Annotated in this window: 22 protein-coding genes; 9 read left to right on the forward strand and 13 right to left on the reverse strand. The window is 67.5% G+C overall.

Annotated features, from left to right (window positions below):
• Window positions 1-78: 78 nt before the first annotated feature.
• Both NMQ11_RS10130 and grxC read left to right on the forward strand, forming a co-directional pair.
• A complete protein-coding gene (locus NMQ11_RS10130; protein ID WP_255167768.1) occupies window positions 79-1,398 on the forward strand; it encodes a DUF389 domain-containing protein in 1,320 nt (439 codons plus the stop codon).
• Between the two features lie 76 nt (window positions 1,399-1,474).
• Window positions 1,475-2,791, forward strand: coding sequence for a glutaredoxin 3 (grxC, locus tag NMQ11_RS10135; protein ID WP_255167769.1), 1,317 nt, complete (start codon window positions 1,475-1,477; stop codon window positions 2,789-2,791).
• A 51-nt stretch (window positions 2,792-2,842) separates the two neighbouring features.
• Here grxC and NMQ11_RS10140 read toward each other — a convergent pair whose 3' ends face one another.
• From NMQ11_RS10140 to NMQ11_RS10160, 5 genes are all read right to left on the reverse strand, one after another.
• Window positions 2,843-3,601, reverse strand: coding sequence for an SH3 domain-containing protein (locus NMQ11_RS10140; RefSeq protein WP_255167771.1), 759 nt, complete (start codon window positions 3,599-3,601; stop codon window positions 2,843-2,845).
• 102 nt (window positions 3,602-3,703) lie between these two features.
• Window positions 3,704-4,213 carry a hypothetical protein gene (locus tag NMQ11_RS10145; protein ID WP_255167773.1) on the reverse strand — a complete coding sequence of 170 codons (510 nt, stop codon included), beginning with the start codon at window positions 4,211-4,213 and terminating at the stop codon, window positions 3,704-3,706.
• Between the two features lie 99 nt (window positions 4,214-4,312).
• Window positions 4,313-4,729, reverse strand: a complete 417-nt coding sequence (locus tag NMQ11_RS10150; RefSeq protein WP_255167775.1) for a thiol-disulfide oxidoreductase DCC family protein — start codon at window positions 4,727-4,729, stop codon at window positions 4,313-4,315.
• Between the two features lie 105 nt (window positions 4,730-4,834).
• Window positions 4,835-5,599 carry a VOC family protein gene (locus NMQ11_RS10155; protein ID WP_255167778.1) on the reverse strand — a complete coding sequence of 255 codons (765 nt, stop codon included), beginning with the start codon at window positions 5,597-5,599 and terminating at the stop codon, window positions 4,835-4,837.
• Between the two features lie 79 nt (window positions 5,600-5,678).
• Window positions 5,679-7,376 carry a Na+/H+ antiporter NhaC family protein gene (locus NMQ11_RS10160; protein ID WP_255167780.1) on the reverse strand — a complete coding sequence of 566 codons (1,698 nt, stop codon included), beginning with the start codon at window positions 7,374-7,376 and terminating at the stop codon, window positions 5,679-5,681.
• Between the two features lie 455 nt (window positions 7,377-7,831).
• Between NMQ11_RS10160 and NMQ11_RS10165 the strand changes: the two genes are divergently transcribed.
• Window positions 7,832-8,401, forward strand: coding sequence for a response regulator transcription factor (locus NMQ11_RS10165; RefSeq protein ID WP_255167782.1), 570 nt, complete (start codon window positions 7,832-7,834; stop codon window positions 8,399-8,401).
• Window positions 8,402-8,496: 95 nt separating this feature from the next.
• Here the strand turns inward: NMQ11_RS10165 and NMQ11_RS10170 are convergent, their stop codons facing one another.
• Both NMQ11_RS10170 and NMQ11_RS10175 read right to left on the reverse strand, forming a co-directional pair.
• Window positions 8,497-8,967 carry a TIGR04206 family protein gene (locus tag NMQ11_RS10170; protein WP_255167784.1) on the reverse strand — a complete coding sequence of 157 codons (471 nt, stop codon included), beginning with the start codon at window positions 8,965-8,967 and terminating at the stop codon, window positions 8,497-8,499.
• Window positions 8,964-10,073 carry an OBG GTPase family GTP-binding protein gene (locus tag NMQ11_RS10175; RefSeq protein WP_255167786.1) on the reverse strand — a complete coding sequence of 370 codons (1,110 nt, stop codon included), beginning with the start codon at window positions 10,071-10,073 and terminating at the stop codon, window positions 8,964-8,966. The genes NMQ11_RS10170 and NMQ11_RS10175 overlap by 4 nt, the downstream gene beginning before the upstream one ends.
• Window positions 10,074-10,232: 159 nt before the next feature.
• Here NMQ11_RS10175 and NMQ11_RS10180 point away from each other — a divergent pair, with 159 nt between their 5' ends.
• Window positions 10,233-10,436 (forward strand): VNG_1110C family protein, encoded by a 204-nt coding sequence (locus NMQ11_RS10180; RefSeq protein WP_255167788.1) that lies wholly within the window; start codon window positions 10,233-10,235, stop codon window positions 10,434-10,436.
• A 27-nt stretch (window positions 10,437-10,463) separates the two neighbouring features.
• Here NMQ11_RS10180 and NMQ11_RS10185 read toward each other — a convergent pair whose 3' ends face one another.
• The gene (locus tag NMQ11_RS10185; protein ID WP_255167789.1) at window positions 10,464-11,729 is read right to left on the reverse strand and encodes a tRNA(Ile)(2)-agmatinylcytidine synthase; all 1,266 of its coding nucleotides are present in this window, start codon (window positions 11,727-11,729) and stop codon (window positions 10,464-10,466) included.
• Window positions 11,730-11,883: 154 nt separating this feature from the next.
• Between NMQ11_RS10185 and NMQ11_RS10190 the strand changes: the two genes are divergently transcribed.
• Window positions 11,884-12,852, forward strand: a complete 969-nt coding sequence (locus tag NMQ11_RS10190) for a transcriptional regulator (RefSeq protein ID WP_255167790.1) — start codon at window positions 11,884-11,886, stop codon at window positions 12,850-12,852.
• 56 nt (window positions 12,853-12,908) lie between these two features.
• Here the strand turns inward: NMQ11_RS10190 and NMQ11_RS10195 are convergent, their stop codons facing one another.
• Together NMQ11_RS10195 and NMQ11_RS10200 are read right to left on the reverse strand one after the other, a co-directional pair.
• Window positions 12,909-13,154, reverse strand: a complete 246-nt coding sequence (locus tag NMQ11_RS10195; RefSeq protein WP_255167792.1) for a glutaredoxin family protein — start codon at window positions 13,152-13,154, stop codon at window positions 12,909-12,911.
• A gap of 63 nt (window positions 13,155-13,217) precedes the next feature.
• Entirely contained in the window at window positions 13,218-14,615 is a 1,398-nt protein-coding gene (locus NMQ11_RS10200) for an NCS2 family permease (RefSeq protein WP_255167793.1), read from the reverse strand.
• 239 nt (window positions 14,616-14,854) lie between these two features.
• Between NMQ11_RS10200 and NMQ11_RS10205 the strand changes: the two genes are divergently transcribed.
• Window positions 14,855-15,517: a potassium channel family protein gene (locus tag NMQ11_RS10205; protein WP_255167794.1), complete on the forward strand. Its 663-nt coding sequence runs from the start codon at window positions 14,855-14,857 to the stop codon at window positions 15,515-15,517.
• A gap of 201 nt (window positions 15,518-15,718) precedes the next feature.
• Here the strand turns inward: NMQ11_RS10205 and NMQ11_RS10210 are convergent, their stop codons facing one another.
• Window positions 15,719-16,756, reverse strand: a complete 1,038-nt coding sequence (locus tag NMQ11_RS10210; protein WP_255167796.1) for a DNA methyltransferase — start codon at window positions 16,754-16,756, stop codon at window positions 15,719-15,721.
• Between the two features lie 127 nt (window positions 16,757-16,883).
• Between NMQ11_RS10210 and NMQ11_RS10215 the strand changes: the two genes are divergently transcribed.
• From NMQ11_RS10215 to NMQ11_RS10225, 3 genes are all read left to right on the forward strand, one after another.
• Window positions 16,884-17,852, forward strand: a complete 969-nt coding sequence (locus NMQ11_RS10215) for a calcium/sodium antiporter (RefSeq protein WP_255167797.1) — start codon at window positions 16,884-16,886, stop codon at window positions 17,850-17,852.
• 90 nt (window positions 17,853-17,942) lie between these two features.
• Window positions 17,943-18,947, forward strand: a complete 1,005-nt coding sequence (locus NMQ11_RS10220; protein WP_255167800.1) for a glutathione S-transferase family protein — start codon at window positions 17,943-17,945, stop codon at window positions 18,945-18,947.
• A gap of 202 nt (window positions 18,948-19,149) precedes the next feature.
• Complete coding sequence (locus NMQ11_RS10225) at window positions 19,150-20,730, forward strand: hypothetical protein (protein ID WP_255167802.1); 1,581 nt, start codon at window positions 19,150-19,152, stop codon at window positions 20,728-20,730.
• A 30-nt stretch (window positions 20,731-20,760) separates the two neighbouring features.
• On the opposite strand, the gene NMQ11_RS10230 is transcribed toward NMQ11_RS10225, so the two are convergent.
• Together NMQ11_RS10230 and NMQ11_RS10235 are read right to left on the reverse strand one after the other, a co-directional pair.
• On the reverse strand, window positions 20,761-21,561 hold the full coding sequence (locus tag NMQ11_RS10230) for an NAD-dependent epimerase/dehydratase family protein (protein WP_255167803.1): 801 nt from the start codon (window positions 21,559-21,561) through the stop codon (window positions 20,761-20,763).
• A 69-nt stretch (window positions 21,562-21,630) separates the two neighbouring features.
• Window positions 21,631-22,890 carry a DUF7405 family protein gene (locus tag NMQ11_RS10235; protein ID WP_255167805.1) on the reverse strand — a complete coding sequence of 420 codons (1,260 nt, stop codon included), beginning with the start codon at window positions 22,888-22,890 and terminating at the stop codon, window positions 21,631-21,633.
• Between the last annotated feature and the right edge of the window lie 77 nt (window positions 22,891-22,967).

Consider the following 22,967-nt stretch of genomic DNA (forward strand, 5'->3'; position numbering starts at 1 on the left):
GGGCGAGACCGTGCTAAACCCTTCGCTGTGTACCGCCGATAGGAACGCGTATCCGTCCGCTCGAGAGAGGGGTACGGAATGCGGGTAATCCAGCTACGCGTCACCGACGACGAGCGGCCGTCGGTGTTCGACGTCCTCGACGACGAGGGAATCGATTACGTGGTCACTCAGGAAACCGACGACGCGTCGCTGGTGCAGTTTCCGATTCCGACGCAGGCCGTTGAGCACGTGTTTACGCGGCTCCGGGAGGCCGGATTCGACGACCAGGAGTATACGGTCGTGATGGCGGCTGAGGCCGCTCGAACGGAGCACATCGACGACCTCGAGACGCGGTACGTCCTCGGTGACGAGGGTGGCGACAACGTGGCCCACGAGGAGATCCGATCGAAAGCCCTCGAGATGACGCCCGGAAATGTCACCTATTACGCGATGACGCTGCTCTCGGCGTTCGTCGCGACCGCCGGGCTGTTGCTCGATTCGCCGGCGATCGTCGTCGGCTCGATGGTGATCGCCCCGCAGATGAGCGCCGCGTTAACGGGAACGGTCGGGACGGTGCTGAACGACCGGAAGATGATCGTCAACGGCGTCGGCTCGCTCGTCGGCGGGCTCGTCGTCGCCGTTCTCGGCTCGCTCGCGTTCGCGTGGTTCATCAGGATGACCGGGTTCATCCCGGCGACGGTCGACATCAGCGCGATTCGACAGGTCGAACACCGCATCTCGCCGGGGCTGCTCGCGATGCTCATCGGCATCTGTGCCGGCGCCGCCGGCGCGTTCGGACTCGCGACCGCGCTCCCGGTGTCGCTGGTCGGCGTCATGATCGCCGCGGCGCTGATCCCCGCCGCGGCCGCAGTCGGCATCGGTATCGCCTGGGGCTACCCGCTGGTCGCACTCGGTGCGTTGGTTCTGCTCACCGTCAACACCGTTGCGATCGTTCTCTCGGGGCTCGTCGTCTTCTGGTACCTCGGTTACCGCCCCCTCGACTGGGTCGGCGGCAACCTCCGGTCGAACGTCACCCGCGACCGCATCGGCGCCATCGCGCTGGCGGTTCTCGTCCTCTCGGCGGTCATGCTCGGCGCCGGTCTCGTCCTCGGTCAGCACGTCGCCTTCGAAAGCACGGCCAGCGAGGAGACCCACGCCGCTCTCTCCGGCGACGAGTACGACGACCTCGAGCTACGCGAGATCCGGGCGGACTTCTACGATCACGGTCTCATCTCCGACAGCTACGAGGTCACGATCGTCATCGAGCGGCCCGCGGACGAACCGTACGAGGAGTTCCCGGACGAGGTCGCCCAGCGGATCTCCGATCGGACCCAACAGGAGGTGACGGTGAGCGTCGAGTTCGTCGAGGGCGGCACCTCGAGCGGAACCGTCGGTTCGATCTCCCCGCCGGGGCACTGACGTCCCGCGCCGCCGGCTCGTCCGGACGAGGACCGGGAACGCAACGCGTTTACGCGTCGTTTCCGAACTACGGTGTATGAGCGAGCAGCCTCGAGTCGAGATCTACACCAAAGACGCGTGTCCGTACTGCGAGAAGGCCAAGGACCTCTTCAACGCGAAGGGAGTCGAGTACGAGACGTACAACGTGACCGGTGACGACGAGCTGTTCGAGGAGATGGTCGAGCGCGCCGGGGGCCGCCGGACCGCCCCCGAGGTGTTCATCGACGACGAACTCGTCGGCGGCTGGGACGAGACTCACGCCCTCGAAGAGGCCGGAGAACTCGACGAGCGACTCGGGCTCGTTACCGACGGGGGCGGGGAGACCCAACACTGGAACATGATCATCGCAGGAACCGGGATCGCCGGTCTTACGGCCGCGATTTACGCCGGCCGATCGAACAACGATCCGCTGGTCATCGAGGGCGACGAGCCCGGCGGCCAGCTGACGCTGACGACCGACGTCGCGAACTACCCCGGCTTCCCCGACGGGATCAGCGGCCCGGACCTCGTCAACAACATGAAAGCGCAGGCGACGCAGTTCGGCGCCGAGCTGAAAAACGGGATCGTCGAGCGCGTCGACGCCTCCTCGCGCCCGTTCCGTATCGAACTCACCAACGGCGACGTCTACACCGCCGACGCGGTCATCGCCGCCTCCGGCGCCAGCGCCCGCACCCTCGGTATTCCCGGCGAGGACGAACTCATGGGGTACGGGCTCTCGACGTGTGCGACCTGCGACGGCGCGTTCTTCCGCGGCGAGGACATGCTCGTCGTCGGCGGCGGCGACGCCGCCATGGAGGAGGCCACCTTCCTCACGAAGTTCGCCGACACCGTCTACCTGGCCCACCGCCGCGAGGAGTTCCGCGCGGAGGACTACTGGATCGACCGCGTCCACGAGAAGGTCGAGGAGGGCGAGATCGAGATCATGAAGAACACCGAACTGCTCGAGGTCCACGGCTCCCAGGAAGCGGGCGTCGACTACGTCACCCTCGTCGAGAACGACAAGGGGCACCCGACCGACCGCCTCGAGGACCCCGAGACGAACGAGTTCGAGTTCGACGTCGGCGCGGTCTTCCTCGCCATCGGCCACACCCCGAACACCGACTACCTCGAGGGAACCGGCGTCGAGATGGACGACGAGGGCTATCTCCGCACCCAGGGTGGCGACGGCGGCGGCCAGACCGAGACCGACGTCCCCGGCATCTTCGGCGCCGGTGACGTCGTCGACTACCACTACCAGCAGGCGGTCACCGCCGCGGGAATGGGCTCGAAGGCGGCGATCGACGCCGACGAGTACCTCGAGGACCTCGAGCGCGCGAACTCGAGCACCGAGGCCGAAGCGGCGGCCGACGACTGAGCGTCAGCGGTGAACTGTCTCGGGGTCGAGCCCCGAGGCACTCGGCCTGCGTTATCTGTAGAACTTGAACTCCATCTCCGGCACGCCGTCGACGTACACCCGCTCGAGATCGAGCGACCAGCCGGGGCGGTAGTTGCGCTCGTCGAGCCCCTCGGTCCACTCGAGGCCGCCGTCGGTGTCGTAGCCGCTCGTGTCCTCGCCCTCTTTTGGCATGCTCATCGGCGAGTAGAAGTGCGTCGCACCGCCGCTGTTGTCCGCGACGGCGCAGGCGAGGATGTCGTCGGCGAGATCGATCATCTCGGCGGTCGGATCCTGTCCGATCGCATAGGCGTCCCAGACGTCGCGGACGCTGGTAACGCCCTGCTGTTCCATCCTGGTCGGCACCGTAAACCCGACGGCCGTCCGCGCCGGCGTGTCGCTGATCGACGCCTCGGACATGATGATCCGTGCGAGGTCGTCGACGTTCTGGCTGGTGTGGAACCGGTCCGTACAGTCGCCGCCAGAGGCGTCCTCGAGGTAGTTTCCGGAACACCAGACCCACTCGCCGTACGAGGAGAAGTGGATTCCCCACCAGGTGATCCCGTCGGCGGTTTCGGGCCCGTTCATAATCTCGCCCTCGGTCCCCTCGGGATAGGCGCGCTTGACTTCGTAGTCGAGTCCTGGTCCTTCCCGACCGTTGAGGTCCGTCGTCGTCCGAACGGTGTCGCCGTCCTGAAACGACGCACTCGCCGGGAGCGACGCGCCGAGGACCGCGGTCGTTCCGATCGAGGCTCCTGCAGTTCGGATCAGCGTTCGTCGTGACCACTCCATGACAGTCGAACGCACACAGGTGCGGTCGATACCGGTTGTGTTGGATTACTCATGAAAAGGTATATGCTGGTTCGTCGATCGGCGGTCGATCGCTTCGACCGTCTACGACGACTCGAGACCGTACGCCGAGAGCGCGAACCCGACGTCGGCGACCGGCCGATCGACGTCGGCCGCGATCCGTCGGGCGTGTTCCAGCAGTCGACAGTACTCCCGCGGGCCGATGCGGTCGCGCGATTCGTGTACGCGACCGAGGCTGACCAGCCCCTCCCAGACGCTCGCGTCCGCGATCGCGTACCGCCCGGGATCGAGCCCCGTCAGGACACACGACGCCGTCGTCGTCTCGAATCCGGAGAGACCGGTCAACAGCGTCACGCGCGACAGGTCGTCGCCGAGCGAGGCGACGTTGGTCGTGACGGTCTCGCACTCGCGGTTCGTGTTCTCGAAGACGAGGTGGGCGTTTCGCGCGGACACCTCGTAGGCCAACGCGTACAGCTGTCGACGGGTCAGGTGGCCCTGCGCTCGGTACTGTTCGCCACAGCGCTCGAGCGTCTCCGGGCAGATCCCGCCGTCTTCGCAGTACGTGCCCACGAGCGTATCGATTCGGTCGTCCATGCGTTCGTGACCGCGTCGCCGCCGACTACGACGCACCACTATAGGTAATTTCCGAAGGAGGATAGCTGGGAACGGTGTCGAGGTCGGGTCCGACGCCGCTCACTCGAGAAACCGCGTCCGCACGTCGCCGGTCGGCATCATGCACTGGTCTTTCTCGCCGAACCACCGGTAGCGCCGAGCGGCGACGAACTCGTACGCCCAGTCGCGAACGCGTCGGGGAAGGAACCGACAGGGCCCGAGCAGCCGGTAGATGCCGCCCAGTTTCGTGGCGATCCGGATGACCGCCGCCGACTTCACGTGACAGTCGTCGCCCTCGATGAGCACGATCGACTCGAGTTCGTCCGTCGGCAGGTCGTGTTCGGCGAGCAGCTGCCGGCCGACGTCCGACTGCAGCGACGCGAAGTGGAACCGTCCCTCGGGGTCTCGAGGCACGATAAACTGCACGAAGCCGTTACAGAGGTTGCAGACGCCGTCGAAGAGGACGATCGGGTGGTCGTCGGGGATCTCCGGGCTCATCGCTCTCTGCTCGCGTCTACGGCGCTCGCTCACGTGAGCGTTCCGATCGCGGCGATCGGCCATCCCGACCCGCGTACGAACCCGGACCGAAAGACCGCTCGCGGTCTACTCCCGCTCGAGGATCTCGATTTCGTGACCGTCCTGATCTCTCGTGAACGCGTACCGGTTGTCGCAGGAGTCCGGATCGCGGTACTCCTCGGCCTCGCGCTCCATCAGCGTCTCCCAGTCGTCCTCGAGGTCGTCAGCGCGCACGCAGAGGTGGCCCCAGGCGTCGCCCAGCTCGTAGCTGCGGCCGTCGTAGTTGTAGGTGAGTTCGACGGCCATCGCCTCGTCGGCCGCGTCCTCGGGTTTCATGAAGTAGTTCGCGAACGTGTCCGACTCCCAGCGGCCGGTGTGTTCGTACTCGAACTTGCGGGTCCAGAAACCGAGCGCCTCGTCGGCGTCCTCGACGCGGATCATCGTGTGGTCGATCGACCAGCGGGCGCCCTCGTCGCGCTGGACGATCTCGATCTCGTGGCCGTCGGGGTCCTTCACGAACGCGTAGTGGCCCCCGCAGGACTCGGGATCGCGGTAGTCCTCGACGCCCTCGTCCATGAGCTTCTGGTAGGCGTCCTCGAGTTCACCCTCGGGGACGCGGACGGCGATGTGGCCCCAGGCGTCGCCCAGCTCGTAGCTGCGATCGTCGTGGTTGTAGGTGAGCTCGAGCAGCGCACCGTCGTCGTGGACGTCCTCGGGTGCGAGATAGACGTTCGTGAACGTGTCCGCCTCCCAGCGCCCCTTCTCCTCGTAGCCGAGGTGGGTCGTGTACCACTCGAGGGATTCGTCGAGGTCTTCGACGCGCATCATGACGTGGTCGAGGATCGCGTGCATGATCGTCTAGCTCACGTGCCGGCGGCAAAAGGGTAGCGGAGGCGGTGACCGCGACCGGGAGGCGCGGCTCGTCGCGGCCTCACTCGTCGCCGGGCGAGGACGGGCGGTCGGCTCGAGCGCGCTGGCTCGGCTCCGTCCGGGAGGCGACGGGATCGACGCCCTTGCGGCGGGCGTCGAGCTCCGAGAGGCCGTAGACGAGCCCGACCAGCAGCGCCACGCCGAGCGGCAGGAAAACTGCCGGCGGCACGCCGAGGTAGCCGTAGAGCGCGTAACAGAGCATGACGACCAGCATCACCGTCGCGGCGTAGTAAAACTGCGTCCGAACGTGGTCGATCAGGTCCGCGCCGGTGAACGTCGAGGAGAGCACCGAGGTGTCCGAGATCGGCGAGGTGTGGTCGCCGAAAATCGCCCCGGAGAACACCGCTCCGACGACGATCGGCATCAGCTCGAACGTCCCGGTGAGCTCGTAGGCGACCTGGATGGCGATCGGCGTCACGATCCCCATCGTCGCCCACGACGACCCCATCGTGAACGCGACGAACGCCGCGACGAACAGGACGACGATCGGAAGCAGTTCGGGCGAGACGACGCCCCCGGCGGCGCCCGCGACGTAGTCGCCGGTGCCGAGATCCTCCGCGACCGCGCTGATCGCCCAGGCGAGTACGAGGATCGTCACCGCGGTGAGCATGATCCCGAACCCGTCCATGACGGTGTCGACGCCGTCGCCGAGATCGAACAGCCCGTAGGCGAGCCCGATCAGGATCGCAGCGAGCACCATCGCGAACGAGCCCCAGACGAGCGCCGCGGCGAAGTCGCCGGCGCCGACGACCTCGACGAGCACCTGGAGTGCGCCGTCGTCTCCCATCGCGGCCTCGAGCGAGGTCGTCGCGCCCTCCTCTTGCTGATCGGCGAGCCAGGCCTCGTACCCCGTCCAGAACGCCCCGGCGAGGGTGACGACGATCAACACGACGACCGGGGTAAAGAACGTCCGCAGCATCGGCCGGTCCTCGATCGGATCGCCGAGGTCCTCCTCGACTTCCTGCAGCGGCGTCGCGTCGTCCCGGCTCACCTTCCCGGTCTTCCACGAGCGGTGTTCCGCGTCGAGCATCTCGCCGTAATCCCGGCGCGTGAAGACGACGATCGCGACCATGACGATCGCGAGCAGCGCGTAGGTGTTGTACGGGATCGACTGGACGAACGTCGCGAACACCCCGGGGACGTCGGCCTCGGCGGCGTCGGTGTCCTCGAGCAGGCCCTCGTACCCCGTTTCGATCATCGACAGCTGAAAGGCGACCCAGCTCGAGAGCATGATCGTCGCGACCGGCGCGGCCGTCGAGTCGACGATGTACGACAGTTTCTCGCGGGAGATCCGCATCTGATCGGAGATCTCGCGCATCGTACTGCCGACGATCGCCGTGTTGGCGTAGTCGTCGAAGAACATCGCGAGCCCCAGCGCCCAGGTGACTAACCCGGTGGTGCGCTGGGTCTCGAGTCGTGCCGTCGCCCAGTTCCGAACCGCCATCGCGCCGCCGAGGCGCCAGATGAGCGCGACGCCGGAGCCGAGCAACAGCGTGAACAGCAGGATCTGGGCGTGAAACACGTCGGCGATCGAGTCGGTGATCCAGGCGAACGTCTGTCCGACACCGAGTCCGCCGGTGTAGATCACGCCGCCCGACCAGACGCCGATGAAGATCGACAGGATCGGTCGTCGCGTGACGATTGCGAGGACGATCGCGAGCAACGGCGGAACGAGCGAAAGGACCCCGAACTCGGCCATGTGACCAGCATCCACAAAGAGACGCATAACTGTGTTCCTCGAGCGACGATAGGTTGGGCGTCGATCCCGTGACGCCGTGGACGGCGATGGCGGCAGAACACGGACAGATCACGCGAGAGTCACGCTCCCGCGGGGCGAGTAGCGAAGAATCGCCGGCCCTGAACGGCCGTAGGAAGTCGTTTACGAGGCGAAAGAGTTGGCTGTTCCGTTCGACGAACGGGTTCGACGAACGGTTTCGGACACGCGGGCGCTCCGGTGTGGGACCACAGCGGCCCGGGAGCCCTCGGGCGGTTTTCCCGTATTCAAGCATCTCTTGGACGACAGTTGCACCGCATAAACGGTCTAAACAGGTCGGGACGTGCCGCAAGGAACTGCACGAGATGATGCCCTTTATTGAACGGCCGTCGTGCTAGACCGCAGTGAACGGATCATCTCATCAACGCTCTGACTCTGCTGTGGCTTCTGGGGGGTGTCCGCTATCTGATCCGACGGTGTTGATCGCAGACGACGAACGTCAGCTTACCGACGTGTACGCACAGTGGGTCGAAGACCGCTACACGACGCGAACCGCCTACTGCGGCGACGAGGCGATGGAACTGCTCGACGAGACCGTCGATATCGCGGTGCTCGACCGCCAGATGCCGGGGTGCTCCGGCGAAGAGATCGTCACGAAGATCCGAAACAGCGGGTACGACTGTCGAACCGCGCTGATCTCGGCGAACGAGCCTACCCTCGAGATGGTCGACGTCGAGTACGATCTCTACCAGGTCAAGCCGCTCACCGATCCCGACGAGTTCCAGAGCCTTCTCGAGGCGCTGTGTCGACGCTCCGTCTACGACCCGGAGACCCAGCGCGTGCTGGCACTCGCGTCGAAGAAGCGCGATCTCGAGGCGTACGTCGCCGAATCGAGGCGGCAGAACTCCTCGCAGTACGACCGACTGTGCGACGAACTCGAGGCGCTCTCCGACAAACTCACCGACGTTCGAGAGACGCTCGAGGCCGAAGGGTTGTCACTGCCGTTTTAAGGACCGTCGAACGTCGGACGGGCGGCTGAACGTCACTTCAACCGCCATCCGGAGCGGTTCGCGGGTGCGCCGGCAACTCGGGACAACAGACCGTCTCAGTCCCCGAGGTACACCCAGGCGGCGAGTCCGAGCGCGTGAACCGAGCCGAGCGGGAGCGCCGTCCGGTTCGGATCGACGCCGAACCCGCTCGAGACCGTGGCGACGACGATCGCGACGAGGACGAACAGCCCCGCCGTCACCCGCTGATCGGCTCCGAATCGAGCGGTCGCTGCCCAGCACAGGGCGAACGCGTAGCAGGCCGCGCCGAGGGGCCAGCGAGCGATGTGTTCGGGTGTCGGCCCCGGCTGGTCGAGAAACGTCCAGATCGGCGTCAGCTGCCCGCTCTCGACGACGAGGGTCCCCCACGGAAACAGCAGCGTCGTCTCCCCGGTTCGGATCACGACCCACGGAACGACCAGCGGCGACAGGAGAAACAGCCAGCGGATCGCCCGCCGCCGCGCTCGAACCGCCCCGGCACCCGCCTCGACTGTTCGACCGCCTCCCGGCGGTCGCTGGTCCGCGGTCACCGTCGCAGGATCAGCTTGAGGACGTCCTCGTCCTCGAGGACGTGCTGGTCACCGACCTGCTGTTCGTCGTGGGTCGCGCTCGGCCCCGAGACGCGGGCGAAGCGAAAGCGCTCCTCGAACTCGCCGCCGAGTTTCTGGACGGCCTCCTCGATGGTCGCGCCCTGCTCGAGCATCAGCGGCTCCTCGTAGTCGACGCCGCGGCCGGGTTTGTCCATGTACACCCGGATCAGGTCGAGGTTCTCCCACATTCGGTCTTTGAGCGCCTCGAGGCCCTTCTCGGCCTCGGCGCTGATGAACGTCACCTCCTCGGGGTCGAGTCCGCGTTCCTCCAGCTGGGCGTCGACCTCCTCCTTGTACTCCGGGTTGATGAGGTCGACCTTGTTGACGCAGATGATCGAGGGAATGTACTCCCGATTCTCCATCAGCCCGTCGATGAGCCGGTCGATGTCGACTTTCTCACCCAGGTTGAGGTCGGCGTTGACGTAGCCCTGGTCCCGGAGCACCTCCTTGATCGTGTCCTCGTCTAAGTCCTGGTCGGCGCTCGAGGTGATCTTGATCCCGTCTTTGATCTTCGGGCGGACGGTCACCCGCGGCGGCTGCTGGTCGACCCGGATGTTGATGTCGTACAGCTCCTCTTGCAGCCGGTCGTACTGCTCGATTTCGAACACCGAGAGGACGAACACGATCAGGTCGGCGTTGCGAACCACGGACAGCACCTGTTTGCCGTCACCCTTGCCGAGGGCTGCCCCCTCGATCAGTCCGGGGACGTCGAGGATCTGCATGTTCGCGCCGCGGTGTTTGCACATTCCGGGGTTGACGTCGAGCGTCGTGAACTCGTACTCGCCGGTCTCGCTCTCGGCGTTGGTCAGCGCGTTCAGCAGCGAGGACTTGCCGACGCTCGGAAAGCCCACGAGCCCGACCGTCGCGTCGCCGGTCTTCTCGACGGAGTAGCCGGTGCCGCCGCCCGCCGAGGACTGTCGCTCGAGTTTCTCTTTCTTCTCGGCGAGCTTCGACTTCAGGCGGCCGATGTGGGCCTCCGTCGACTTGTTGTAGGGCGTGCTGGCGATCTCGTCTTCGATCTCCCGGATCTCCTCCTCGAGCCCCATTTACCTACACTCTGCCGTTCGTATCGAAAAACCCTTTCCATGCGCCGGCAGCGGGTCACCGCGTTCCGGTCGCGTTCCACCGGAGGCGCCCCAGACGGCGCTCACAGCGCGACTTCGACACACATAAACGACGGGATACACATCGTTCGATCGTCCGTAATGCCTGATCCGTCGCGGCTGCGTGATAGCACCCAGATCGTTCTCCCCGAGGAGGCCATCAACGGCCTCGAGGCGCAGCTCGACGACGAGTTCATGGTGACGATTTTCGAGGAGTGCGAGGGGTACTGCCGGATCATCGGCAGCCCCGTCGAGATCAAGGAAGCCAGCCAGTTTCTCACCCGCCACGGCGTGAGCCTCCCGTAGTCGTCGCGGTGCACACCACCCCACGGACTACCGCTCCGGATGCGTCGGACCGTCGAACCCGCCCCGAACCAGCGGTTTCGCGATGTGCCGTCGGGCGCACGGGGGCACCTCGTACCAGCCCGGCTCGAGGTCCCGCTCGAGCGCTACCCGGTCCTTCTCGGCGGCCGCCGTATCACAGTCTCGACACCGGTAGCCCTGGTCGCGCCCGGCGCTCTCCATCGTCCGCCCACACTCCTGGCAGGTCGGCGTCACCCCCTCGGTCGCGACGAGGTCGCGAACGGCGAACTTCTCGAGTTTCAGCGTCCCGCGCGACACCTCGCCACAGACCGTGAGCCGGTCGCCCTCCCGAAGCGCCCGAACCCGGTCGCGGAACCGCTTGGTCGGCTCGAAGGCCGCGCACTCGAGGCGCGTCCCCCCGTCGCCGATCTCGAGGAAGACGTGGCCGCCGCGGCGGGTTTCCGGCGCCCTCGTGACTCGTCCGTCGACCCGATAGGCGCCGCCGTCTTCGAGCGCGGGGAGCGCGCCGTTCCGGAGGTGCGCGTCGGTGCCCTGATTGGTAGCGAACAGCCGTCGGCTCGCGACGGGTTCGCTCTCGATCGCGGCCGCCGTCGCCCGGACCGCGTCCGGATCGTCGCCGCGGATGCCGTGTAAGATCGGGCCCGGGGTGTGTGGCACGCAGACCAGTTCGCCCTCGCCGCGGTCGACCGTGTCCCAGACCGCGGGATACCGCTGGTCGGCCGCGGCGAAGACGCTCTGGGCGTCGACCTCCCGCGGCGTCCCCCACCGGCCCGGCTCCCGATAGGAGATACACTCCCAGGTCCAGTCGTCGACGGCGAGCCAGCTTCCGACGGCCGCCAGCGCGCCGATACGACCGCGGCCGTTGCCGGCCCCCCAGCTCCGGTAACCCGCCGCCGCGACGAGCGCCTCGGCCTCGTCGATCTCGAGGCGGTCGCGAACCGCTCGGCGGGCGAACTCCCGGACCGCGTCGGGCGCGCCCGTCGGCCGGTGGTCGGCGACGACGAGCCCCGGATTCGTCCGCTCGTCGGCGGTCTCGGCCAGCGACTCGAGGACGTCTCGAGCGACCGCGAACGCGAACTCGGCGTCGCAGTCGGCGTGAATCGCCAGCGCCGCGTTGCCGCGAGTTTTGTACTCGACGGCGGGGTTGAGGCGGACGAGGAGCAGCCGCTCGACGTCGCCACGCTCGGCGAGCCTGTCCGCGATCTCCGCGGCGACGTACGTGGTACACATTCCCCGCTCGCGGGAGTCGGTGTCGTCCACTCCGACGATCGTCATCGCGTCACCGTTGGCGGTCGGACGGGTAACGGGTTTCGGGACGGCGCGACGAAACACGTATATAAGTATACCCCTTGAAGCCCGAAAAAACGCAAGACTGCAGGCGTCTCGGCCGGAGAAACGCTTTTGTAGCAGGAGTCACTTACTTCACCGTATGTCCCGGACCGCACTGGTCGGAAACGTCACCGCGATGCTCGAGGACGCGGGGTTTACGGTTAGTGACCGGTGTGCGATCCGACCGAAGAGTTTCGACGTCGCCGCCCGCCGTCGGAACAACCTGCTGCTCGTAAAGATCCTCGGTAACATCGACGCCTTCAACGAGGCGACCGGCCACGAGATGCGCCGGCTGGGCACCTACCTCCGGGCGACGCCGCTCGTGATCGGCCTGCGAAGCCGCGACGAGGACCTCAAACCGGACGTCGTCTACTTCCGCCACGGCGTCCCCGTCCTGAGCCCGGACACCGCCTACAACCTGTTCATCGAGGACATCCCGCCGCTGATCTACGCGGCTCCCGGCGGTCTCTACGTCAACATCGACGGCGACATCCTCGCCGACGAGCGCGAACAGCGCGAGTGGAGCCTCGGACGACTCGCGAGCGAACTCGGCGTCTCCCGGCGAACCGTCTCGAAGTACGAAGACGGGATGAACGCCTCGATCGAGGTCGCGATGGCCCTAGAGGAGCTGTTCGACACCGAGCTGACGAGCCCGGTCGACGTCCTCGAGGGTGCAGACGAGGTCCACGAGAGCGACCCCACGCCGGCAGATCCGGACGCCGATCCCGACGACGAGGAGGTCGTCGCGATCCTGACCCGCGCCGGCTTCAGGGTCCACCCGACCCTCCGGTCGCCGTTCAAGGCCGTCAGCGAGGACGAAGAGGACGAAGAGGACGTCGTGCTCACGGGCCACTCCCAGTTCACGAAGGCGGCCGAAAAGCGCGCCCGGATCATGGGCTCGATCGGCCGCGTCGCCCACACGCGGTCGGTCTACTTCGTCGACAAGGCCTCCCGGGAGTCGATCGACGGCACGGCGCTCGTCGAGCGCGACGAACTCACCGAGATGCGCAACGCCGAGGAGCTCCGCGAGGTCATCCGCGAGCGCTCCAAACGGGAGCGGGCCGCCTGAGGCCGACCCGAACGCGATCGAAGGGCGCTAACTCGAGTGACCCGGCAGCAACGCGACTACTGGTACGCTTCCTCGAGGTGGGCGACGATGTCGTCGCTCTCTGCCATCCCGTCGACGCCGTGTTCCTCGTCGACGATGACCGGAACGCCGGTCTGGCCGGTTAGCGCCTCGACCTCGGTGCGCTCGGCGTGCGACCGGGGGACTTCGACGGACTCGTACTCGAGGTCGAGCTCCTCGAGTTTCGTGCGGACTTTCGTACAGAACGGACAGCCGGGCAGTTCGTAGAACGTGATCTCGGACATGGGAGGCGCTTCGAGCGGGCGTCGTATGAGAACTGCGGTTCTCGGCGGTGTTGCCGGTTTCGGTCAGCCGAGCATGCCGCTCGTGTAGACGTAGAAGTAGCCGACGAGCGCGGCGGCGATCGCCCACTGTCCGAGGCTGACGTCCCGGTGTTCGCCCATCGCGCTCTTGATCAGCGGGTAGGCGATGATCCCGGCTGCCAGACCGTTCGCGATGGAGTAGGTGAGCGGCATGATCGTGATCGTGAGCCCGGCCGAAACCGCCCAGGCGGGATCGTTCCAGTCGACGTCGAGGACCCCCTGAAGCATGATGATTCCGACGACGACCAGCGCGATGAACGAGGCGTAGGCGGGGATGAGCGCGATCAGCGGGATCGCGATCAACGACACCAAGAAGAGCGCGCCGACGACCAGCGCGGTGAGCCCGGTTCGGCCGCCCTCCTCGATTCCGGTCGAGGACTCGATGTAGGTCGTCACCGTCGAGGTGCCGACCATCGCGCCGACGGTGGTTCCGACCGCGTCGGCCATCAGCGGCCTCTCCATCTCGGGAAGGTCGCCCTCCTCGTCGAGGAAGCCGCCGAACTGCGAGACGCCGATGAGCGTCCCCGCGGTGTCGAAGAAGTCGACGAAGAAGAACGTGAAGACGACGAGGGTGAACGTCACCGGATCGATGTCGCGCATCCCCTCGATGAACGCCCCGAGCAGGGGCGTGATGTCGTACTGCGGGGAGGCGACGGCGGCGAAGCTCAGTTCGCCGGACTCCTGGTCGACCAGCGCCTGGGGGAGCGCCTCCTGGGAGCTGACGAGGTTCGCCAGCCAGGCGAGCCAGCCGACGAGCGCCGTCCCGAGGATGCCGATGATGATCGAACCGGTGATCCCGCGCGCCCACAGCATGAACGTCACCACGAGCCCGACGAGCCCGAGCAGCGCGGCGGGCGACTGGGCGATCGGCGCGAGTTCGACGAGCACCGCCTCGTCCCCGACGACGATTCCCATCTCCTGGAGGCCGATGAACAGCAAGAACACCCCGATCCCGGCGCCGACGGAGAACTTGACGGGTTCCGGAAAGAGGCTGATGACGTACTTGCGGGCGCCGACGGCGGTGATCAGAATAAAGATGATCCCCTCGACGAAGACGGCCGCGAGCGCCGTCTGCCAGGGAACGCCGAGCCCGATGACGACCGTGTAGGCGAAGAACGCGTTCAGCCCCATCCCCGGCGCCAGGCCGAACGGCCGGTTCGCCCAGAACGCCATGACGGCGATCGCCGCGACCGACGCGATGATCGTCGCGATCGCGATCATCTGGACGACCTCGATGTACGCGTATCCCGGTATCTCTATCGCGTCCGCCAGGATGAACGGGTTGACCAGAATAATGTACGACATCGCGAGGAACGTCGTGATCCCCGCGATCGTCTCCGTCCGCACGTCGGTATCGTGTTTCCCGAGTTCGAAGTACCCCATCTTGGACGTTCGAGCATAGATACAGTGGTGATTTAAACGTTCCCGTCCGTCTTTGGCAATATCTATACACAGAGGTGTATACCCCATCTCGACCGCACCGTCACGCGTGTGGTTCTTCGAACGGCGGAGTCGGGCCAGTCGCAGGAACGACCGCCTCGAGCGACGTCACGCTCGAGAGAGTACGGTCGACGGTGTGACGAAACCAACGTATTTGTCCCCCGGTCGCGTACCGTTCTGGCATGAAGTTTGTTATCGTGGGGTACGGCCGGGTCGGCTCGCGAACGGCACGTATTCTGGACCAGGAGGGCCACGACGTCGTCGTCGTCGACAACGACTCCGAGCGCGTCGAACGCGCCGAGCAACAGAGGTTCGACGCCTACGAGGGCAGCGGCGACGACGAGGAGATCCTCCTCGAGGCCGGTATCGAAGACGCGGCGGCCATCGGCGCGCTGACGCCCGACCTCAACGTCAACTTCGCGGCCTGCATGGTCGGCACCCACCACGACTGTCGGACCGTGTTGCGGATCGACGAGGACTACCGGGAGGACATCTACGAGAAGTACGCCGAGGACGTCGACGAGATCATCTACCCCGAACGCCTCGGCGCGGCGGGGGCGAAAACCGCGATGCTCGGCGGGGACTTCAACGTGGTCGCCGACCTCGCGGCGAACCTCCAGCTGACGGTGCTCGAGATCGACGAGGGGTCGCCGGCCGCGGGCAAGCGGATCAGCGAACTCGACCTCCCGCCCAGCGCGCGAATCTACGCCCACGGACGGCCCCACGAGCCGCTGACGATTCCGCTGCCGGGGACCGAACTCGCCGTCGGCGACGAGGTCGCGCTCGTCACCGAGAGCGACCAGTCCGCCGACGTCCGCGTGGCGCTGCAGTCTCCGAACGGGTGACGCCTCGTTCCACGTCGTACCGTCCGAACAACCGCTCGAAGGAGTGAACTGTGAGTGGTGTGTCAGGCGCGCAGGGGGGAAGGATGGGAACTGAGTACCGATGGTATTACAGTGCGCGCCCGGTTCAGTCATCGGACCAGGGTGTTATAAAACCGCGTCAGACGGGCGTGTGACGGAGGCGCCTCTCCGACCGAGTGACTGTCACTCGTCGCTGTCAGTTCGGAACACGAGTACGTTCTGATGGACCATCGACGGGACGAACGAGAACGGGTAGCCGTAGACGTGGAGATCCTTCAGCGGGTCGTACCAGATCAGGTTCGCCGCCAGCGTTACGGGCGCACCGTCCTCGAGCGCCCGGGCCAACTCCGCCGAGAGGAACTCGTAGGACTGCTCCCGGTACATATCCCCGATGAAGACGACGACGTGGCCGCCGGGGACGACGGCGTCCGCGAACCGGTCGAACTTCTCGGCCATGTCCGCGAGCCACTCGGCTTTCGTCTGCGTGCGCTCGTTCTCGTCCGCCGCCGACTCGGCGTCGTCTCCCGCCTCGAAGGAGCCGAGTTTGCTCTCGCGCACCGCCCGCCTGTTTCGCGTCTGCTCGAGTTCGTCCATGTGCCAGTAGGGGACGTCGGTCAGCAGGAGGTCCGCCGAGTTCGCCGGCAACTCCTCGATCAGCTCCGCACAGTCGCCGTGGCGCATCTCCTGGCGGGCCAGCGGCGCCTCGCCGCGTGCGCGCCGTTCGGCGTTCTCGCGCTCGAGAACGGTCTCGTAGATCTCGATCCACCGCTCGGTTCGCTCGAACCCGATCGCCTCGCGGCGTCCGGTCCCCTCGTGTTCGCAGAAACTCGCGCCCAGCAGGGTGCCGCCGACGCCCGCGAACGGGTCGAGGACGGTGTCGCCGGCCTTGCTGAACCGTCCGATGAGGTCGGCACACAGCCGCGGCGGCTTCTGGCCGCCGTGTTCGCTCCGCAGGTCGTGCTGGACGTCCGGCGGATACCGGTCGGCGATCACGGACTTCGTGGCGAACTTCCACTCCCGACCCGTGAGGTCGTTGACCCGGTTTCGCTCGTCGTAGATCCCGCGTCCCTCGAGGTACGTCTGGTGGTCGGCGAGGTCGGTCGTATCGATCACCTCGCCGTCCTCGACCGGCAGCGACTCGTCTCGAGCGCGGTCGGCGTCGAACCCGCCGTCGTCGTCGGTGAACAGCCGGCTCTGTCGGTGTCGCTCGTCCTCGCCCATACCTCGAGTCCTCGTCTGAATCGCTTAAAGACACGTGGATCGCCGATCGACTCGCCCGGCCACGGCCACCGGCCTCGCCTCCGCCGTCGGACCGGCACTTTTGTGTGCCGGGGGTGTACGGCGACTGATGACTCCGGTCGGCGACCTCGCCACTCTTCTGGTCTCCACCGCGCTGCTCTGGGTGGGCGCTCGCGTCCTCGTGACGGGGGCCGCCCGCCTCGCCGGCGCGGCCGGCGTCTCGTCGCTCGTGATCGGACTGACCGTCGTCGCCTTCGGCACCTCCGCCCCGGAGTTCGCGGTCACGCTCGAGGCCGCCCTCGGCGGTCGGCCGGCCGTCTCCGTCGGCAACGTCGTCGGTTCGAACGTGTTCAACCTGGGGGTCATTCTCGGTGCCGTCGCCGTCATCCGCCCGTTTCGCGTCTCGGAATCGCTCGTTCGCAGGGACGCCGTCGCGATGGGCGCAGCGACCCTGATCGCGCTCGCGGCGCTGTGGAACCTGGCGGTTTCGACGCTCGAGGGTCTCGTACTCACCGGGCTGTTGCTCGCGTACGTCGGTGGCCTGTTCGTCGATGCCCGCCGCTCGAGCGGCGCTGATACCGGTACCGGCGAGCCCGCATCCGAGACGGAAACCGACGCCGGCGAGTTCTGCTCGGCCTCGTGGCTCGACGTTCTTCGAGTGCTGGTCGGCGTGGGCCTCGTCGTCGTGGGCGGCCATCTCCTGGTCGACTCCGCGACGACGCTTGCTCGCCGCGGCGGGCTTTCGGAGTGGACGATCGGCGTCACCATCGTCGCCGCTGGAACGTCGCTTCCCGAACTCGCGACCTCGCTCGTCGCCGCCCGTCGCGGCGAGGTCGCCATCGCCGCGGGCAACGTGATCGGCTCGAACGTGTTCAATCTCCTCGGCGTCCTCGGTGTAGCCGCGCTGGTCCACCCGCTCGCCGTTGGTTCGGAGGCGATCGCCGGATTCGCGTGGCTCGTCGTCCTGACAGCGGTTACGGCGGTTCTCCTCGCGACGGGCCGCCGACTGACGCGACTCGAGGGCGGGGCACTGATCGGACTCGTGGCGGTTTACTGGGTGACGAGCGTGGTCGTCTGAGCGGGCGGAACCGGTTGCCTGTGCGGCCGGCGGGTGTCGGTAACACGGATGTTAGCGGATCGCTTTACGTGTGCGTCGTGTAGAGGGGGTATGAACATGCTCGTCGACGGCGAGTGGCGAACCGACGCGGACGAGTACGCCGACGACGACGGCTCGTTCCAGCGCCAGGAGACCACCTTTCGAGAGCGGGTCCGCGACGACCCCGGCGCCGAGTTCCAGCCCGAAGCGGGTCGGTACCACCTGTACGTCTCCTTCGCCTGCCCGTGGGCTCACCGAACCCTCCTGACGCGGTCGCTGAAGGGACTCGAGGACGCGATCGGCGTCTCCGTGGTCGATCCCTACCGCGACGAGGACGGCTGGCAGTTCACCCCCGAGAAGGACGGCTGCACCCGCGACCGCGTCCACGGGGTCGACTACCTCCGCGAGCTCTACGTTCGGGCGGACCCGGCGGTCACCGGTCGCGTGACGGTGCCCGTCCTCTGGGACACCCGGGAGGACACCATCGTCAACAACGAGTCCCGGGAGATCATGCGGATGCTCGACACCGGGTTCGAAGAGGTCGCCGGGCGGGACGTCGATCTCTACCCCGAGGGCTACCGGGAGGAGGTCGACCGAATCCTCGACGAGATCTACGAGCCGATCAACAACGGCGTCTACCGGGCGGGGTTCGCCACCGAGCAGGCGCCCTACGACGAGGCGGTCGACGACCTCTTCTCGGCGCTCGAGCGCTGGAACGACGTCCTGGCCGACCGGCGCTACCTCGCGGGCGACCGGCTCACCGAGGCGGATCTCGCGATGTTCACCACGCTCGTGCGGTTCGACAGCGTCTACCACACCCACTTCATGTGCAACCGAAAGCTGATCCGCGAGTACGACAACCTGTGGCCGCACCTGCGCGACCTCTACCAGACGCCCGGCGTCGCCCGGACGGTGAACATGGACCACATCAAGGAACACTACTACACGACCCACCCGAGCGTCAACCCCCACCGGATCGTCGCCCGCGGACCAGACCTCGACTTCGAAGCGCCACACGGTCGCGACGAGCTTCCGGGCGACCGACCGGCGGCCCTCGCCGCCGCGAACGACGACTGACGGTCGCGAGGCCGGAGCCGCAGGAGAGGCCGCGAAATCGCAACCGGCGGACGCGAGCGACGAGTTCGGAGAGCAATACCGGATTACGACGTTCGCCAGCGGGTAACCGCCGTCGACTCCGGGGCAGTCGAGGGTTTCGCCGAGGAACCGGCGAGAACGACGCTGTCGGTTTATCCGGGCGGAGACCGAGCGCTCGAGCGAGATGACGCGCTTCGACGGGACGGGCGGGGGGCTCACGGACTCGAGCAGGCGGGCGGTTCTCAGGGCGACGGCGAGCGTCGGCGCGGGGGCGCTCTGGCTCGCCGGACCCAGCGGCCGCGGTCGAGCCCAGGAACCGTCCGAGTACGGCATCGCGGAGGCCCGCGAGACCGCCTACTGGTACGCCAGGTACAACGTCGAGAGCGTGCTGTGGAGCGGTGCCGGCGTCGAATACCCCCCGGGAGCCGAGCGAGCGTCGTTTCCCGACCTCGTGGACGGGCTCCGCGAGGGCGCGGAACTCGATCGCCCGCCGATCGGCGGGCTGACGTCGATCACGATCGCGCCCGACGCGACGGGCGAGCCGCTGTACGGCACCCGACCGACGTTCGAGCCGCGGCCGGTCGCGCCGACGCTGGTCTGGGAGTGGTCGTGGGATCACCGGCTCGAGCCCGAGGGAGTCGCCTGGGCCGTTCGCGCCTCCTTGCTGCTCGCTCGGTCGCTGCGGGCGTTCGGCGCGCCCGAACGGGAAAGCGAGGCCGAGGCGGCGTTTCTGGGGGCGCTGTACGAGCTGGCGAGCTGGTGGGGGCTCGCGTACGCGTTCGGCCCCGACGGCGTCCTCCGAAACCTCGCGGAGGAGAACGACGACCGGCTCTCGCTGGTCGGTGAGTACTACCCCGAAACCGACGAGCGCGTCGCCGCGGAGGCGCCGGAGCCGCGGGCGTACGCGGCGACGCTCTGGACGCTCTCCGACGCCGCGACAGCGGGGAGCCCGGAGTTCGACCGCGAGGCGACCGCGACCCTCGCCTCGGCGACCGCCCGAACGATCGTCGAGGAGTTCGACGCCCCGACCGTCGTCGACCGGGGGGGAGTCGGGGCGCTCGGAACGGTGCTCGCCGCACTCGCGGCGTACGCCGCCGCCACCGAGGGAAACGACGCGTTCGCGGCTGCGGACGACGCGCTCGAGGAGGTCGCGGACCTCGCCGCGGCGCTCGTCGACGCCGTCGCAGAGCGCACCGACGACGGCCGGGTCGAGACGCAGGAGGCGGAACACCGGGCGGCGGTTCAGGCAGCGGTCGGCCAGGGGCTCGAGCGGGCCAGCAGGGCGCTGGGAACCGACGCCGACGTCGCCGAAGACGTCCTCGCGGTGCTGTTCGAGGAGTACTGGAACGACGACCTCGGAACGTTCGAGGACGGTCGCCGCGAGATGACCCTCGCTCTCACGACGCGCGATGCGGGGGACATCGTCGGCGGGCTGACCGCCGCCGGAGCGTTCGAGGCACTGTCCGGAACTGTCGAGGAGGTCGCACCGCGGTTCGTCGAGGAGACGATCACCGGATCGCGGCTCCAGCGGGCCCAGCGGTGGCACGCCGCCGAAGTCGGCGGGGAGCGCTGGATACCGCTGGCGGAGGAATCCGGCGGCACCTACGGCCAGGCGCCGGTGTTCTACGAGGCGGTCACGTACGACAGGGAGTACGAGGACTGGACCGTGACGGACAGATCGTTTCGACCCGCGTCGGGGCTGTACGCGGCCTGTCAGCTCGACCGGTTCGCCCGGGCGGACGGCGCACCGTTCGAAACCGACTGAACGAACGGCGAAGCGGCTGCGGTCACGACGTCACGGCGACTCGAGGCCCGTGCGGCCGTCCCCGTCCTCTCCGAGGACGCGCTCCGCGTCGTCCCGCGGGCGGTAGCCGAGCGCGAGCATCGTCTCGGTCAGCGAGAGGAAGCGCTCCGCGTTGGCCGAGATGCCGTGAGCGGTGAGGCAAGTTTCGGGGAGCGTCGCCTCGACACAGCGCGCGAGCAGCCGCCGGCAGTCGTCGGGGCTGAGCCACATCGCGCGGGCGTAGCGCTCGCCGGGGCCGTCGCGCTCGGCGCACGTCTCCCGGAGGTCGTCCCGCGAGAGCAACCACCCGATCCGGAGGGAGATCACCTCGAGGCCGTGTCTGCTGGCGTAGTAGTCGCCCATCGCCTCGCCGAGGACCTTCGAGACGCCGTAGTAGCTGTCGGGGTCGGGCGAATCGTCGGGTCTGGTGACCGTCGGCTGACCGACCGTCGACTCCGGTCTGGTCGGGGACGTCACGTTCCCCATGTTCACCGCGTGGTTCGAACTCGCGAAGATCACCCGCTCGAGGTCGTTTCGAACCGCCGCCTCGTAGGCGTTGTAGACGCCGGTGACGTTCGGGTCCTCGAGGTCGTCCCATTCGGCCTCCGGCGAGGGATTCGCCGCGAGGTGGAGCAGGACGTCCTGGCCCTCGAGGGCGTCGACGAACGCCTCGCGGTCGGCGATCTCGAGGACCGTCGTGTCGAGGTCCCCGTGCTCGCTGTGTGAAAACAGGGTGAGGTCGTGCTCGGAGAGCGCTTCGATCGCCTCTCGACCGACGTTGCCGGAGGCACCGGTGATCGCCACGCGTGTCATACCGGCTCGACCACGCCCGCGGACAAAGAACCGGTGCCGGGATCTGACGGCTCGTGTGCGGGCCGGCGCTCACTCGGGGTTCGGAACCGGCAGCGACCGGTGGCGCCGGGGTGGCACGAGGTAGTTCGCCCGCCGGCGAACCGTCACGTACTGGCGGATGCCGCTGTTGGCCCGTGGCACCGGGAGGTCGGAGCCGGTCATCGCCGTCCGCGTCGCCACGAAGTCGGCGATCGAGCGCTGGTGGGAGAGGAAGTGGACGCCCGCCTCGCCGTCGTCGGTCGAGTTGAAGTCCCGTCGGAGGATGATCGGCTCGCCGTCCTCGCGGGCGGCCTTCTGGGCGTGGCCGACGACCCCCCTGGTGCGGGCGTCCTCCTCGACGGTGTCCTGACAGTCGTCGAGCCCGCTCGAGTCGCCCATGTTGTGTCCGGCCTCCTCGACGCGGTCTTCGTCCGCGTGGACCGGACAGAACATCTTGCTCACGCGCTGGTCGCGGCTGTCCTGTTCGTACCACTGCTCCAGGTGGAGTCGAATGTGCGAGAGCTGCGTCGTCGTCCCGCCCTCGAAGGGCCCCTCCGCGATGGTGACGCGATCCTCGTCGGCCTGGTTCTTGCGGAAGCCGGACTTGAACCCCATAAACAGCGGCGCGTCGTCGGGTACGGGCTCCGTCTCCGGAATCCCCCGGACGTCCTCCTGGTTTTCCGCCGGCAGCCCCTCACCGACGAATCCCGTCCGCCGGTCGGCCACCTCGAAGAGCCCCTCGAGGGTGCCCCCGACCGGACGCCCGTTGAGTTCCTCGAGCTCCCCTCGCAGCGCCTCCTCGGCGCTCAGCACCACCGACGCGTGGTTGCTGGCGAGGTGGATCAGCCCGTCGTAGGCGTCGAGTTCGGGGTCCTCGTGGGGCGTGAGCGCCTCGGGTTCGGGCAGCGCCGCGGCGTCCGGTAGCTCCCCCTCGAAGCGGTCGAAGTACGCCGGTCCGTAGCCGACGGTGAAGGCGAGTCCGTCGCTGCCGCGCTCGTAGGCCCGCTCGAGCGTCTCGAAGCCGTCCTCGAGCCGGCCGCGCTCGTCGTCGGTCGGCTCGTCGCCCTGGTACTCGAGGTGTAACAACACGTTGTGTTCGGGCGCCAGGGCGTTGCCGTGCTCGTCTTCGAGCACGTGGTCGTTCCAGGCGTGCTGGCGTTCGGGGAGATCGGCCGGATCGACGTCGGACCGGGGGAGGTCGAGATCACCGTTTCCCTCGCGCTCGAGACAGGCGGCGAGCGCGCTCGCGCCGCCGATCGCCACGGCGCTGCGGACGAAGCTCCGTCTGGAGACGCCGCGCGAGGGGGACACGGTTCTCACTCCGGTTGCATCGGTAATGGGGTTTTGGGGGTCGATCGCTCGCCGGTGCCGACGGTGACGACACCGAC

Source organism: Natrononativus amylolyticus (genome assembly GCF_024362525.1).
Lineage (GTDB): Archaea > Halobacteriota > Halobacteria > Halobacteriales > Natrialbaceae > Natrononativus > Natrononativus amylolyticus.

What these genes read in the sequence shown, in the direction of transcription:
- NMQ11_RS10130 (WP_255167768.1), top strand. Translation starts at nt 79, where the DNA reads ATGCGGGTAATCCAGCTACGCGTCACCGACGACGAGCGGCCGTCGGTG.
- grxC (WP_255167769.1), top strand. Translation starts at nt 1,475, where the DNA reads ATGAGCGAGCAGCCTCGAGTCGAGATCTACACCAAAGACGCGTGTCCG.
- NMQ11_RS10140 (WP_255167771.1), bottom strand. Translation starts at nt 3,601, where the DNA reads ATGGAGTGGTCACGACGAACGCTGATCCGAACTGCAGGAGCCTCGATC.
- NMQ11_RS10145 (WP_255167773.1), bottom strand. Translation starts at nt 4,213, where the DNA reads ATGGACGACCGAATCGATACGCTCGTGGGCACGTACTGCGAAGACGGC.
- NMQ11_RS10150 (WP_255167775.1), bottom strand. Translation starts at nt 4,729, where the DNA reads ATGAGCCCGGAGATCCCCGACGACCACCCGATCGTCCTCTTCGACGGC.
- NMQ11_RS10155 (WP_255167778.1), bottom strand. Translation starts at nt 5,599, where the DNA reads ATGCACGCGATCCTCGACCACGTCATGATGCGCGTCGAAGACCTCGAC.
- NMQ11_RS10160 (WP_255167780.1), bottom strand. Translation starts at nt 7,376, where the DNA reads ATGGCCGAGTTCGGGGTCCTTTCGCTCGTTCCGCCGTTGCTCGCGATC.
- NMQ11_RS10175 (WP_255167786.1), bottom strand. Translation starts at nt 10,073, where the DNA reads ATGGGGCTCGAGGAGGAGATCCGGGAGATCGAAGACGAGATCGCCAGC.
- NMQ11_RS10180 (WP_255167788.1), top strand. Translation starts at nt 10,233, where the DNA reads ATGCCTGATCCGTCGCGGCTGCGTGATAGCACCCAGATCGTTCTCCCC.
- NMQ11_RS10185 (WP_255167789.1), bottom strand. Translation starts at nt 11,729, where the DNA reads ATGACGATCGTCGGAGTGGACGACACCGACTCCCGCGAGCGGGGAATG.
- NMQ11_RS10190 (WP_255167790.1), top strand. Translation starts at nt 11,884, where the DNA reads ATGTCCCGGACCGCACTGGTCGGAAACGTCACCGCGATGCTCGAGGAC.
- NMQ11_RS10195 (WP_255167792.1), bottom strand. Translation starts at nt 13,154, where the DNA reads ATGTCCGAGATCACGTTCTACGAACTGCCCGGCTGTCCGTTCTGTACG.
- NMQ11_RS10200 (WP_255167793.1), bottom strand. Translation starts at nt 14,615, where the DNA reads ATGGGGTACTTCGAACTCGGGAAACACGATACCGACGTGCGGACGGAG.
- NMQ11_RS10205 (WP_255167794.1), top strand. Translation starts at nt 14,855, where the DNA reads ATGAAGTTTGTTATCGTGGGGTACGGCCGGGTCGGCTCGCGAACGGCA.
- NMQ11_RS10210 (WP_255167796.1), bottom strand. Translation starts at nt 16,756, where the DNA reads ATGGGCGAGGACGAGCGACACCGACAGAGCCGGCTGTTCACCGACGAC.
- NMQ11_RS10215 (WP_255167797.1), top strand. Translation starts at nt 16,884, where the DNA reads ATGACTCCGGTCGGCGACCTCGCCACTCTTCTGGTCTCCACCGCGCTG.
- NMQ11_RS10220 (WP_255167800.1), top strand. Translation starts at nt 17,943, where the DNA reads ATGAACATGCTCGTCGACGGCGAGTGGCGAACCGACGCGGACGAGTAC.
- NMQ11_RS10225 (WP_255167802.1), top strand. Translation starts at nt 19,150, where the DNA reads ATGACGCGCTTCGACGGGACGGGCGGGGGGCTCACGGACTCGAGCAGG.
- NMQ11_RS10230 (WP_255167803.1), bottom strand. Translation starts at nt 21,561, where the DNA reads ATGACACGCGTGGCGATCACCGGTGCCTCCGGCAACGTCGGTCGAGAG.